Source organism: Limnobacter sp., from assembly GCF_964228395.1.
GTDB lineage: Bacteria > Pseudomonadota > Gammaproteobacteria > Burkholderiales > Burkholderiaceae_B > Limnobacter.
In genome coordinates this window covers 1-12365 of record NZ_CAXQZX010000140.1, presented here as the reverse complement: position 1 = coordinate 12365, position 12365 = coordinate 1, and the positions used below count along the sequence as shown (strand labels likewise).

General features: G+C 56.7%; 11 protein-coding genes. 1 reads left to right on the top strand and 10 read right to left on the bottom strand.

The window, feature by feature from the left end:
* Window positions 1-60: 60 nt before the first annotated feature.
* The 10 genes from purH to ACEQU8_RS11880 all read right to left on the bottom strand — a co-directional run bounded on the left by purH (window position 61) and on the right by ACEQU8_RS11880 (window position 10737).
* Window positions 61-1653, bottom strand: a complete 1593-nt coding sequence (gene purH / locus ACEQU8_RS11925; protein ID WP_370263859.1) for a bifunctional phosphoribosylaminoimidazolecarboxamide formyltransferase/IMP cyclohydrolase — start codon at window positions 1651-1653, stop codon at window positions 61-63.
* A gap of 19 nt (window positions 1654-1672) precedes the next feature.
* A complete protein-coding gene (locus ACEQU8_RS11920; protein ID WP_370263858.1) occupies window positions 1673-1927 on the bottom strand; it encodes a Fis family transcriptional regulator in 255 nt (84 codons plus the stop codon).
* Window positions 1924-2976 carry a tRNA dihydrouridine synthase DusB gene (gene dusB, locus ACEQU8_RS11915; RefSeq protein ID WP_370263861.1) on the bottom strand — a complete coding sequence of 351 codons (1053 nt, stop codon included), beginning with the start codon at window positions 2974-2976 and terminating at the stop codon, window positions 1924-1926. The genes ACEQU8_RS11920 and dusB overlap by 4 nt, the downstream gene beginning before the upstream one ends.
* 193 nt (window positions 2977-3169) lie before the next feature.
* On the bottom strand, window positions 3170-3955 hold the full coding sequence (locus ACEQU8_RS11910; protein WP_370263857.1) for a M48 family metallopeptidase: 786 nt from the start codon (window positions 3953-3955) through the stop codon (window positions 3170-3172).
* Window positions 3956-3971: 16 nt separating this feature from the next.
* Window positions 3972-4736 carry a lysophospholipid acyltransferase family protein gene (locus ACEQU8_RS11905; RefSeq protein ID WP_372521245.1) on the bottom strand — a complete coding sequence of 255 codons (765 nt, stop codon included), beginning with the start codon at window positions 4734-4736 and terminating at the stop codon, window positions 3972-3974.
* Window positions 4737-4775: 39 nt separating this feature from the next.
* A complete protein-coding gene (gene gmhB, locus ACEQU8_RS11900) occupies window positions 4776-5333 on the bottom strand; it encodes a D-glycero-beta-D-manno-heptose 1,7-bisphosphate 7-phosphatase (RefSeq protein ID WP_370263852.1) in 558 nt (185 codons plus the stop codon).
* Window positions 5334-5339: 6 nt separating this feature from the next.
* Window positions 5340-7424: a glycine--tRNA ligase subunit beta gene (glyS, locus tag ACEQU8_RS11895; protein WP_370263850.1), complete on the bottom strand. Its 2085-nt coding sequence runs from the start codon at window positions 7422-7424 to the stop codon at window positions 5340-5342.
* A gap of 20 nt (window positions 7425-7444) precedes the next feature.
* Window positions 7445-8359: a glycine--tRNA ligase subunit alpha gene (gene glyQ, locus ACEQU8_RS11890; protein ID WP_370263849.1), complete on the bottom strand. Its 915-nt coding sequence runs from the start codon at window positions 8357-8359 to the stop codon at window positions 7445-7447.
* Window positions 8360-8425: 66 nt separating this feature from the next.
* Window positions 8426-9892 (bottom strand): NAD-dependent succinate-semialdehyde dehydrogenase, encoded by a 1467-nt coding sequence (locus tag ACEQU8_RS11885; RefSeq protein ID WP_370263848.1) that lies wholly within the window; start codon window positions 9890-9892, stop codon window positions 8426-8428.
* Between the two features lie 26 nt (window positions 9893-9918).
* Window positions 9919-10737 (bottom strand): 16S rRNA (uracil(1498)-N(3))-methyltransferase, encoded by an 819-nt coding sequence (locus tag ACEQU8_RS11880; RefSeq protein WP_370263846.1) that lies wholly within the window; start codon window positions 10735-10737, stop codon window positions 9919-9921.
* A gap of 151 nt (window positions 10738-10888) precedes the next feature.
* Here ACEQU8_RS11880 and tkt point away from each other — a divergent pair.
* On the top strand, window positions 10889-12365 hold a 1477-nt coding region (tkt, locus tag ACEQU8_RS11875; protein WP_370263860.1), incomplete at its 3' end, for a transketolase.

Below are 12365 nucleotides of genomic sequence, written 5' to 3'. Positions count from 1 at the left end.
CGCCGTAGCCGGTGATGCGCAAACCGGGATCAATGCCTAGAATGCGCATGGCTGGATTGCTTAATGGCGGAAGTGGCGAATGCCGGTAAGCACCATCACCACATTGCGTTCGTCTGCAGCTGCGATCACTTCTTCATCGCGAACCGAGCCGCCGGGTTGAATCACGCAGCTTGCGCCTGCATCGACGACCACATCCAGCCCATCCCGGAAGGGGAAAAACGCATCAGAGGCGACCGCGCTGTCGGCCAGAGTGAGGCCCGCGTTTTGAGCTTTGATAGAGGCAATGCGCGCAGAATCCACACGGCTCATTTGACCGGCGCCCACGCCCATGGTCATGCCGTCTTTACAAAACACAATGGCATTGCTTTTCACAAACTTGGCACAACGCCAGGCAAACATGAGGTCGGCCCACTGCTGCTCGGTGGGTTGGCGTTTGCTCACAATGCGAATATCGGCTTGCTGAACATTGTGCACGTCCGGGGTTTGCACCAGCAAACCGCCACCCACGCGCTTGTAGTCAAAGCGGTGGTTGCCGGCATCCAGCGGGATCTCTAGCAGGCGAACATTCTGCTTGGCAGCAAAAACTGCCCGGGCCAGTTCGTCAAACTGAGGGGCAATGACCACTTCTACAAACTGCTTGCTCACGGCTTGAGCGGTGGCCTCATCAACACTTCGGTTAAATGCAATGATGCCGCCAAACGCCGAGGTGGGGTCGGTTTTGAATGCCTTGCCATACGCTTCCAGTGGGCCGCTGCCCACGGCCACGCCACAGGGGTTGGCGTGTTTGATAATCACACAGGCTGGGGCATCGAAGGTTTTCACGCATTCCCAGGCCGCGTCTGCATCGGCGATGTTGTTAAAACTGAGTTCTTTGCCCTGCAATTGGCGGTAGTTGGCCAACAGGCCCACAGGCGCCTTGGCTTCGCGATAAAACGCGGCGCTTTGGTGGGGGTTCTCGCCATAGCGCATGTCTTGCACTTTGTGGAATTGCAGGCTGAGCACCTCGGGATATTCAGCGCGAGCGGGTGTGTCTTCTAATGCGCCGTCGGTGCCCTGCAGGCTGGTTAAAAATGCAGCAATTGCGCCGTCGTAACGAGCGGTGTGCGCAAATGCCTTGGCCGCCAGTGTGGCCCGTGTTTTTAAGGTGGTTGCACCATCGCCTGCTTTGAGTTCTTCGATCACCTGGTTGTAGTCGGCCGGGTCCACGATGATGGTCACACCCGTGTAGTTTTTGGCGGAGGCACGCACCATGGCCGGTCCGCCGATGTCGATGTTCTCGATGGCGTCTTCAAGTTTGACCTGGTCGGCAGCGGTGGCTTTGTCGAAGGGATACAGGTTGACTGCCACCAAATCAATGGCACCAATGCCGTGCTCTTCCATGGCGTCGAGGTGGGTCTTTTGGTCACGGCGCGCCAAAATGCCTCCGTGAATTTTTGGATGCAGTGTTTTTACGCGGCCATCCATAATCTCTGGAAAACCCGTGTGGCTGCTCACTTCTTTGACCACGATGCCTTTGTCGGCCAGCAGCTTGGCTGTGCCACCTGTGGACAATATTTCGACACCGCGCTCGGAGAGGGCTTTGGCCAATTCAAGAATGCCTGTTTTGTCAGACACGCTGAGCAGCGCGCGCTTGATGGTTGGGTTTGTGTTCATGGTCAAAAAAAGAGAGTGATCAGATGAGGCCGTGCTGCTGCAGTTTTTTGCGCAGGGTGTTTCGGTTGATGCCAAGCATTTGGCTGGCAATGGTTTGGTTCATGTTTGCTTTTTCCATGACCACTTCAAGCATGGGCCGCTCTACGGCAGAAAGCACCATGTCATAGACCGACTTGGCACTTTCGCCTTCCAGGTCATCGAAGAACTTGTCAAGGTTGCTGCGAATGCACTCTGAAATCGTGATGGGGGCCAAATTGCCGTCATGTGGTTTCATGCTGCCAGTCTTCTTGTTGTGTGGTTGGAAGGGGTCATTTGTGGGACGGCAAAAAATGCATGGCCGTCCCGGCGCCATGCCTCGAAAAACGCATCCACAATGCGCAACTGCGCGTCGGTGCTCTGGGCCAACATCAGTTGGTCGATCACGGGATGGTTTTTACCGGCAGGGCCGCAAAGATACCATTGCAAATGCTTGCGGGCGGTGAGCAGGCCCGTTTTTTCTCCATAAAAAACATGGTGGTCGTGCAAGTGTTCCATCATCACCTGGTGGGCCTCGTCCACGGTGGGTGGAGGCAGGTGTCGCCCGGTCTTTAAAAAATGAAGCACTTCCCGGAAAATCCAGGGGTTGCCTTGTGCAGCCCGGCCAATCATCAGCCCGTCGGCCCGGGTGTGGCTCAGCACATGCTTGGCTTGTTCTGGGGTGTTGATGTCGCCATTGGCAATCACAGGGATGCTCACCGCTTGCTTCACCTGCGCAATGGTGTCGTACTCGGCATGGCCCGAATAGCCGCAGGCGCGAGTGCGGCCATGCAGGGTCAGCAGGCTCACGCCAATGCTTTCAGCCATTTGTGCAATGCGCACGGCATTTTTTTGATCGGGCGCCCAGCCTGTGCGGTACTTCAGGGTCAGCGGAACACCGCGGTCAGCGCACACTGCATGCACTGCTTTTAAAATTTTTTCTACCAGATCTTCATGCTGCAGCAGTGCGGAGCCTGCTGCAACGGCGCACACTTTTTTGGCCGGGCAGCCCATGTTGATGTCGATGATCTGGGCGCCGCGTTCAATGTTGTAGGCGGCAGCGTGGGCCATCATGTCGGGGTCTGCCCCAGCAATTTGGACGGCGATGGGTTTGGTTTCGCCATGGTGGTTTAAGCGCCGTGTGCTTTTGTCAGTTTTCCACAATTGAGGGTTGCTTGCGGCCATTTCAGACACGGCATGCCCCGCCCCCAGTTTTTTACACAACTGGCGGAAAGGTCTGTCTGTCACACCCGCCATGGGCGCAAGAAACAGGTTGTTGGGCAGGGTGAAATGAGCGAGTTGCACGATTTGCACAAAAAATAAGCAACATTCGAGCGGCTCATTGTAACGGGCTGAGCGTTTTTATTCGACCCAAAAACAGAAAAAAATCCCAAATTTTTTACTTGACTTGTGCTTGTCAAAGTGGGCTGCAAGGCCTGATGGGCCTTGGGCTATTGACACTGCTGCCACCCCTTGCCAGACCCGCCTCGCAGGCTACTTTTCAAGCCAATGGTCGAGGCACCTCTGCCGGGTTTAAGCGAGACAATTCGTGGTGCGGGCCTTTGTATCCGGGCATCAAACTGGCCAGCACTTGCCAAAATCGTGGGCTGTGGTTGAGCTCCAGCAAATGCGCCATTTCATGGGCGATCACATATTGAATTAACTCTGGGCGGTGGTGCACCAGCCGCCAATTCAAGCGGATTTGCTTTTGGCTGTTGCACGAGCCCCATCGTGCCTTGGGGCTGCTCAAATGCAGGGTGTGTGGGGGCAATTGGTGGCGCTGGGCCAATTGCTTTGCCATGTGTGTAAACACGTCTTTGGCGTGGTGTCGCAAGGCTTTTTCAAGATTGGCCAAACGCTGCTCGGGCGGGCCTTCTGGCAGGGCAATCACCTGGGTCCAGGGGTTCACCAGCGGTTTGCTGCGGGCGGGCAGGTTTTCAATGGTGTGGGGAACACCCCGGACCGGTATGGTTTGTTGTTGGCTCAGCAGCCACTCAAGCGTGACGGTTTGCGCTTGGCGGGTTTGCCACTCTTGTAAGCGGCGATTAATCCAGGTGGATTTGCTGGCGATGATGCGCTCAAGCTCTGCTTGGGCCAAACGCAAAGGCGCAGACACTTGAAGACCGTCATCGTTGATGACAAAACCCACAGAGCGGCGCGAGCTGCGTTTGAGTGTGTAGTGGCAAAGCCCCCAGGGTAGGTCAATCGCATATTGCTCTGCACCAAGGGCAGAAGCCGCCCCAGTGTTTGCTCTGTGGTTTGCTTCCGGTGGCGTTTTCTTGAGCATGCGCCTGCAGGCCCGGTCAGCGGGACTTTTCAACCAAAGGTGTGTCTGGGCCGCTGTAGCGGTGCGGGCTTATTTTGTGCATTTCGCCTTCGATCCATTCCTCAACCTTGGCCATGAGGCTCTCGGCATCGTGGCCTTCGGGGCTAATGGGTGGGCCAAATCTCAAGGTCACTGTGCCAGGCTTTTTGAAAAAACTTTTTCGCCCCCAGCACTCGCCGGCATTGTGAGCCACGGGGACCACAGGGGTGTTGGTGGCCACCGCCAGGCGTGTGCCCCCGGTTTTGTATCGGCGCTTGTAGCCCACGGGCACGCGCGTGCCCTCTGGGAAAAACATCATCCACGCGCCGTCGCGCATGCGTTGGCCCGCAATCGTTTTGACTTGCTCAAAAGCCTCCACGCCTTTGGTGCGGTTGATGGGTACCATGCGCAGCACCCACAGTGCCCAGCCAAAAAAAGGCACATATTGGAGTTCTTTTTTAAACACCAAGCACAACTGCCTGGGCAGGAGCAGGCTCGGAATGGCAAAGGTTTCCCAGGCCGACTGGTGCTTGGCCAGCACAATGGCGCCCGTGTTGGGTAAGTGTTCTTTGCCCTCCACCACGTAACGAATGCCGCACAGGTGCTTGAGCAAAAAAATGTTCAGCACGTTCCACCAACAGGCAAAAATATAACGTTGCCTGATGCTGAGCACGGGTGAGAGCAAAAGCAGGAGTGTGGCATGTAGCGGTGTGTATACCACGGAATAAATAAAAAACAGGATGGAACCAAGGATGGATCTCACCAAAGCCTCCGGTCTGTGTGGGCTGAAAGGGTCATGGATTTATTTTGCAAACGGGTCGTCTGGCACCAGGTGCTCGGCCACCGCCAAGAGATTGTCAAACACGGTGGTGCCAGCAGGCAGTTCGTCTTTTTTGCTGTCCCAGGTTTTTTTGCCTTTGCCGGTTTTGACCAAAAAAGGCACGCACCCACGCGCTGCTCCGGCCTGCAGATCCCGCAGGGAGTCGCCCACGCAGGGAACGCCCTCCAAGCTCAGGCCCATGCGTTTTTCAATTTCTTCAAACAGGCCGGGCTTGGGTTTGCGGCAGGCGCATTTGTCGTCGGGACCGTGTGGGCAAAAAAAGATGCCATCAATGTGTGCGCCAGCCTCTGTGGCCAGGTCATGCATCTTTTTGTGCATGGCCGACAGCGTTTCCAAGTCGAACATGCCGCGTGAAATTCCGCTCTGGTTGGTGGCCACGGCCACGCGATATCCACCCCGGTTAAGGCGTGCTATGGCGTCCATGCTGCCAGCGATGGGGATCCATTCCTCTGGCGATTTGATGTAGTCGTCCGAGTCCTCGTTGATCACGCCATCTCGGTCCAGCACGATGAGTTTCATGGTTGCTTAAACCGCCAGTTGTGAAATATCGGCCACCCGGTTCATCAAACCATGCAAGTGGGCCAGCAAGGCAATTCGGTTGTTCTTCAGGTCTGCGTTGTTGTCCATCACCATCACACCATCGAAGAACGCGTCCACCGCGGGCTTTAGGGGTGCCAACAAAAGCAAGGCTTGCTGGTAATTTCCTGCTTCAAAGGCAGCAATGGCTTTGGGTTCAACTTCGTGCACCTGGGCTGCCAATTGTTGTTCAGCGTCCAGTTGCAGCAGGGCGGGGTTCACTTGCGTGCCCACATGGTCTGCTTTTTTAAGAATGTTGTTGATGCGCTTGTTGGCCGCAGCCAGGGCTTGTGCCTCGGGCAGTTGCGCAAATGCACGCACGGCCTGTAGGCGCTTGGGCAGGTCAGCGAAGCGGCTGGGGTTCTGGCTCAGCACAGCCTCAACCTCTGCGGTGCTGTAGCCTTGATCTTTCAGGTAGCCGCGCAGGCGGTCTTGCACAAAAGCGGCCAAGCCATCGTTGCTGGGCTTGAAGTCAGGGAAGGCCGCAAACAATGTGGAAGCTTTCTCAAGCGTGTCGTGAAGGTCGAGCGGCAGTTCTTTCTCGATCACCATTCGAATGACCCCCAAGGCGTGGCGACGCAAGGCGAAGGGGTCTTTGTCACCGGTGGGAATCAGGCCAATGCCATAAATGCCCACCAGGGTTTCAAGTTTGTCTGCAAGCGCCACGGCCAAACCTACAGGGTTACGTGGCAATTGATCGCCGGCAAAGCGAGGACTGTAGTGGTCGGCAATCGCTTGGGCCACATCCGCATGTTCGCCATCGTGGCGCGCATAGTGCTCGCCCATATTGCCTTGCAGTTCCGGGAATTCACCCACCATGTCGGTGAGCAGGTCGGTTTTACACAACAGCGCTGCGCGTTTGGCTTGCTCGGTTGCTGCACCGGTGACAGGGGCCAACATGTCTGCCAAAGCCACCAAACGGGTGTTGCGGTCTTTTTGGGTGCCAAGTTTGTTGTGGTACACCACATTGGCCAAACCGGGCAAACGGCTTTCAAGTGTTTTTTTGCGGTCTTGATCAAAAAAGAATTTTGCGTCGGCCAAGCGTGCACGCAGCACCCGTTCGTTGCCGCTGGTGATCAGGCCCGGGGTGGGCGTGTGAAGGTTGGACACCAGCAGGAAGCGGTTTTTCATTTTGCCGCTTTGATCCGTGATGGCGAAGTATTTTTGGTTGGCCTGCATGGTCAGAATGAGACACTCTTGCGGCACTTCCAAAAACTCTTTCTCGAAGCCGGCCTCGTAAACCACGGGCCATTCCACCAATGCGCACACCTCGTCGACGAGTTCAGACGGTTGCACCACTCGGTCGCCTGCGGCCTGTTGGGCCAGGGCGTGTTCAATGGCAGTTTTTCGCTCTTCAAAGCTTGCAATCACCTTGCCTTCCTGGCGCAGTTGATCTTCGTAGGTGTCGGCGCTTTGAACATTCACAATGTTTTGGCCCAGAAAACGGTGCCCGCCGGTGATGCGGTTGCTCTCCAGACCCAGCACTTGCACAGGCACCACGTTGCTGCCGTGCAAGGCCACCAGGCGGTGGGCAGGGCGAACGAAATGAACGGTGCTGCCATCGGGGCGCTGATAACTCATCACCTTGGGAATGGGCAGTTTGGTGGTGGCCACTTGCAGCGCGGATTGAAGCGATTCAGCCAGACCCTTGCCGGCCACCGTGCGGCGGATGTTCAGCACCTTCTGCTTGCCGTCGTGGGTGGTTTCCAGTTGGTTCACTTCCACCTGACCCAGGCCGAGTGATTCCAGCTTTTTTAACAAGGGGGGTGTGGGCTTGCCATGGGCATCCAGGCCAATCTTGACTGGCAGCAGGCGCTCCACCAGGGTTTTGTCGGGGGATGTACCTGCTACTTCGGTGATCTTGCAGCCCAGCCGCCTGGGGCTGGCGTAGGTGGTCACCACGCTGCGCTCGGCCAGGTGGCCCTCGGTTCGCAGGTGCTCAGCCAGCAGGTTGGAAAATGCGTCGCCCAGTTGCTTCAGGGCTTTGGGTGGTAGCTCTTCGGTAAACAGCTCAACCAGGAGTGTGTTGTTCATGTTGTTCTTTGTGTTGGTGTTCAGGCCGCTTTGCCAGCAGGCGTGTTGCACATGGGAAAGCCCAGTTTTTCGCGTGAATCGAAGTAGGCCTGCGCGACGGCGCGCGACAGGTTTCGGATACGCCCAATGTAGGCGGCGCGTTCGGTCACTGAAATGGCGCCGCGTGCATCGAGCAAGTTAAAGGTGTGCGCTGCTTTAAGAATCATTTCATAGGCAGGCAGGGCCAGACCGACATCAATCAGGCGTTTGGCCTCGGCTTCATATTCGCCAAAGTGGCGAAATAACATGTCGGCATTGCTGTGCTCAAAGTTGTAGGTGGATTGTTCAACCTCGTTTTGATGAAATACATCGCCATAGGTGAGTACTTTTTTCACGCCGTGCTCTTCGCGCTCGGTCCACACCAGGTCATACACATTTTCTTTGCCCTGCAGGTACATGGTGAGTCGCTCAATGCCGTAAGTGATTTCGCCCAAGATGGGCGCGCAGTCCAAGCCGCCGACTTGCTGGAAGTAGGTGAACTGGGTTACCTCCATGCCATTGAGCCAAACCTCCCAGCCCAAGCCCCATGCGCCCAAGGTGGGGTTTTCCCAGTTGTCTTCAACAAAGCGAACGTCGTTTTGTTTTGTGTCGATGCCCAGCGCTTCAAGGCTTCCCAGGTAGAGATCAATGATGTTCTCTGGTGAGGGCTTGAGCACCACCTGGAATTGATAATAGTGCTGCATGCGGTTGGGGTTTTCGCCGTAGCGTCCATCTTTGGGTCGGCGCGATGGCTGTACGTAGGCCGCGTTCCAAGGTTCGGGCCCCAATGCGCGCAAAAAGGTGGCGGTGTGGCTGGTTCCAGCGCCCACCTCCATGTCGAAAGGCTGCAACAGTGCACAGCCCTGTTGGTCCCAATAGTTTTGCAAGGTCAAAATGGCCTGTTGAAACGTCAGCATCTGTGACTGTCCTTTTGCGTGTATTCGATTGCCCAGTATTGTAATGGCTGGCGTCGGGCTTGGGCCTTACACCGTGCCAATGCACAGGTACTTCATTTCCATAAACTCTTCAATGCCCCAGGCCGAGCCTTCTCTTCCGAGGCCAGACTGCTTGACCCCGCCAAACGGCCCCACTTCATTGGAAAACACACCCACATTGATGCCCACCATGCCGTATTCCAGTGCGCGGGCCACCCGGAACACTCGTTTGGCGTTCTCTGTATAGAAGTAGGCAGCCAGGCCGTAGGGGGTGTTGTTGGCCTGAGCCACGGCTTGCTCTTCATGGTCGAATGAGAAAATGGGTGCCACCGGACCAAAGGTCTCTTCTTGGGCCAACAGCATGCGGGCATCGGCGTTGTCAATCACGGTGGGCTCAAAAAAACGGCCGCCCAATGCGTGGGGTTTGCCGCCAGTCAGCACCGTCGCCCCCTTGCTCACTGCGTCGTCCACGTGGCGTTGCACTTTTGCCAGGGCTGCTTCGTCAATCAGCGGGCCAATGCTCGCTTTGCTGGTTAAGCCATCGCCCACGTCGAGTTGTGCCACCTTGGCTGCCAGTTTTTCTGCAAATTCGGCACGCACGGTGCTCTGGACAAACACACGGTTGCTGCACACGCAGGTTTGCCCGGCGTTGCGGTATTTGGAGGCAATCAGGCCATCCACAGCGGCGTCCAGGTTGGCATCTTCAAACACAATAAACGGCGCATGCCCGCCCAGCTCCAAGCTAAGTTTTTTGATCGTGGGGGCGCATTGGGCCATTAGAATTCGTCCCACTTCGGTCGAGCCAGTAAAGCTGAGCTTGCGAACCACTTCGCTTTCGCAAAGCACTTTGCCCACCTCAACAGACCGTTCAGAATCTGCAGTGAGCACGTTCAATACCCCGGCAGGCATGCCGGCCTGCCTGGCCAATTCTGCCAGTGCCAAGGCGCTCAGCGGGGTCTGTTCGGCTGGCTTTACCACCACTGTGCAGCCTGCCGCCAGAGCGGGTGCCACTTTGCGGGTGATCATGGCAATCGGGAAGTTCCAAGGTGTAATGGCCGCGCACACGCCAATGCCCTGTTTGATCACCAACAATTCGCGCCCTGCCTGGGGCGATTCGAGCACGCTACCCTCAATGCGTTTGGCTTGTTCGGCAAACCATTCCACAAAGCTGGCTCCATACACCACTTCTCCTTTGGCTTCGGCCAGCGGCTTGCCTTGCTCAAGGGTCATTAGGGTGGCCAGGTCGTCAGCGTTGGCCAAAATTAGCTCAAACCATTTCCTTAAAAGCTGGGCACGGCTTTTTGCAGTGGTGTTACGCCAACTGCCCAGGGCTTTGTCGGCGGCCAAAATTGCATCATGGGCCAGGGCCACGGGTGTGTTGCCCACTTGGGCAATGACCTCGCCATTGGCGGGGTTGTCCACATCGAAGGTGTGCTCGCAGGCCTGGAAGTTGCCATACACAAATGGCATGGTTTGAAACAGCTTGGGATTGGACAGGTTTGGGGTACTGCTCATGGTGTTGCGCTCTCTGTGCGTTGTGTTCAGTGGCTTTGTTCTGGCTCAAAGGGATCGAGTGGATCCAGCCCCAGCAGGGCGGTCAGTTGAGCAAGGCAGGCCACACCAAAGGTTTCAGTCCTAAGGATACGCCTTGAAAAACGAAGTGGCAGCGCCCCCTGCGAAATTGCGTACTCGGTTTCCTCCGGCGTCCAGCCCCCCTCCGGCCCCACACAAATCACCAAAGGGCTGGGCAAAGCGCCCTGTTCCAAGGTTTTGGCGGCCCAAGATTGGGCCGATTGTTCAGCCTCTGGCGTGAACCACAGCAGGCGGGCTGTGGGGTGGCTGTGCTGAATATGGCAGAGGGTGTCTTGCAGACCAAGCACCGGGTGTAGGGAAGGTAAGTGTTGCCGCTCGCTTTGTAGGCTGGCGGCCACCAACACGCGCTCCCAGTGCAGCTGGCGCTTGTTGGCACGTTCCTCGTTGAGCTTCACGACACTCCGGGTCGCTTGCACGGGGTAAAAGGCGTTTGCGCCCAATTCGGTGCATTTTTCGAGTACCCAGTCCATTTTGTCGCCTTCGGGCAAGGCTTGTAGCACATGGATCGGGCCTGTTAGTTCGCTGGCCGCTTGCGCATGCGGCCCATCGGTGATGGTCACCTGAGCCAGCTTTTTGCTCAGGTATTCCAGCGTGGCAGTCCATTCCTGCCCCAGTCCATTCCAAAGGCGCAAAGGCTCTTTGTCTTTGAGCCTAAGCACCCGGGAGGCGTAGTGCATGAGGTCTTCAGGCAGCTCGAGGGTTTGGCCCAGTGCAGCTGCCTGCGGAAGATAAAACCGGGCCAGCCGTTTGTGGTTATTTTGTTTCATAGGCCTTGCTGTGGTTTTGGCGCTTTAAAAAGGACGGTTTGCCCGTGCAAACGCGCTTTATCTGGATAGCTTTGATAAAATTCAGGTTTTTCCAACTTTGCCACAGGCATAACCCTCTTTCCCCAACCCTATGTCTTCTTCTTCCAAGAACATGGCCAACGCGATTCGCGCGCTTGCCATGGATGCCGTTCAAGCTGCCAAATCCGGGCACCCCGGCATGCCCATGGGCATGGCCGAAATCGCAGTGGCCTTGTGGGCCCGTCACCTGAAGCACAACCCCCAAAACCCCCAATGGGCAGACCGCGACAGGTTTGTGTTGTCCAACGGGCATGGGTCCATGTTGATTTACGCCTTGCTTCATCTCACGGGGTACGACCTTCCCATCGAAGAGCTCAAGAATTTCCGGCAGTTGCATTCTAAAACACCTGGCCACCCCGAAGTCGACATCACCCCCGGTGTAGAGACCACCACAGGTCCGCTGGGGCAGGGCATTGCCAACGCGGTGGGCATGGCTTTGGCAGAAAAACTGCTCGCGGCAGAATTCAACGAGGCGGGCTTCCCCATCGTGGACCACAACACCTACGTGTTCTTGGGCGACGGTTGCTTGATGGAAGGCATTTCCCACGAGGCTTGCTCGCTCGCTGGCACCTTGGGTTTGTCCAAGCTCATCGTTCTCTACGATGACAACGGCATTTCCATCGACGGCGAGGTGGAGCACTGGTTTGCAGACAACACGCCCAAGCGTTTTGAAGCGTATGGCTGGAACGTAATCCCCAATGTGAACGGCCACGATGTAGATGCGGTGGATGCCGCCATTGCCCAGGCAAAACAAAACGCGTCCCTAGACAAAGGCCCCACGCTGATTTGCTGCAAAACCAATATTGGCGAAGGCTCGCCCAATCTGGCCGGCACAGACAAAGTGCACGGTGCGCCGCTGGGTGATGCCGAAATTGCAGCCACCCGCGCGGCCATCGGCTGGGAACATGCGCCATTTGTCATTCCACCCGAGGTGTATCAGGCTTGGGACGCTCAAGTGGCGGGCGCAGCTCGCCAGGTCGCCTGGGACAAACTCTTCGATGCCTACAGCGCCAAATTCCCGGCCAAAGCTGCAGAGTTCAAGCGTCGCATGGCGGGCGATTTGCCAGCGCAGTTTGAACAGACTGCAGCCCGATTGTTGGCCGAAGTGGCGGCCAAAGGCGAAACAATCGCCACCCGCAAGGCCAGCCAAAACGCCATCACGCTGCTCGCTGCCGAGCTGCCGGAGTTGCTGGGGGGGTCCGCTGACCTCACGGGCTCAAACCTCACCAATTGGCCCAAGTGTGTGGCAGTGCGCCGCAATAAAGACGGCTTTGTTGCGGGTAACCACATCAACTGGGGGGTGCGCGAGTTTGGTATGAGCGCTGCACTCAACGGTGTGGCCCTGCACGGGGGCTATATTCCCTTTGGAGCCACTTTCTTAACCTTCTCGGATTACAGCCGCAACGCTTTGCGCATGGCGGCACTCATGAAGAAGCGCAATATTTTTGTGTTCACCCATGACTCAATTGGCCTGGGTGAAGATGGCCCCACCCACCAACCGGTGGAGCACGCCGCCACGCTGCGTCTTATTCCCAATATGGACGTGTGGC

Excerpts from the sequence above, each read along its gene's own strand:
- purH (WP_370263859.1), bottom strand. The coding sequence starts at position 1,653 with ATGAACACAAACCCAACCATCAAGCGCGCGCTGCTCAGCGTGTCTGAC.
- ACEQU8_RS11920 (WP_370263858.1), bottom strand. The coding sequence starts at position 1,927 with ATGAAACCACATGACGGCAATTTGGCCCCCATCACGATTTCAGAGTGC.
- ACEQU8_RS11910 (WP_370263857.1), bottom strand. The coding sequence starts at position 3,955 with ATGCTCAAGAAAACGCCACCGGAAGCAAACCACAGAGCAAACACTGGG.
- gmhB (WP_370263852.1), bottom strand. The coding sequence starts at position 5,333 with ATGAAACTCATCGTGCTGGACCGAGATGGCGTGATCAACGAGGACTCG.
- glyS (WP_370263850.1), bottom strand. The coding sequence starts at position 7,424 with ATGAACAACACACTCCTGGTTGAGCTGTTTACCGAAGAGCTACCACCC.
- glyQ (WP_370263849.1), bottom strand. The coding sequence starts at position 8,359 with ATGCTGACGTTTCAACAGGCCATTTTGACCTTGCAAAACTATTGGGAC.
- ACEQU8_RS11885 (WP_370263848.1), bottom strand. The coding sequence starts at position 9,892 with ATGAGCAGTACCCCAAACCTGTCCAATCCCAAGCTGTTTCAAACCATG.
- ACEQU8_RS11880 (WP_370263846.1), bottom strand. The coding sequence starts at position 10,737 with ATGAAACAAAATAACCACAAACGGCTGGCCCGGTTTTATCTTCCGCAG.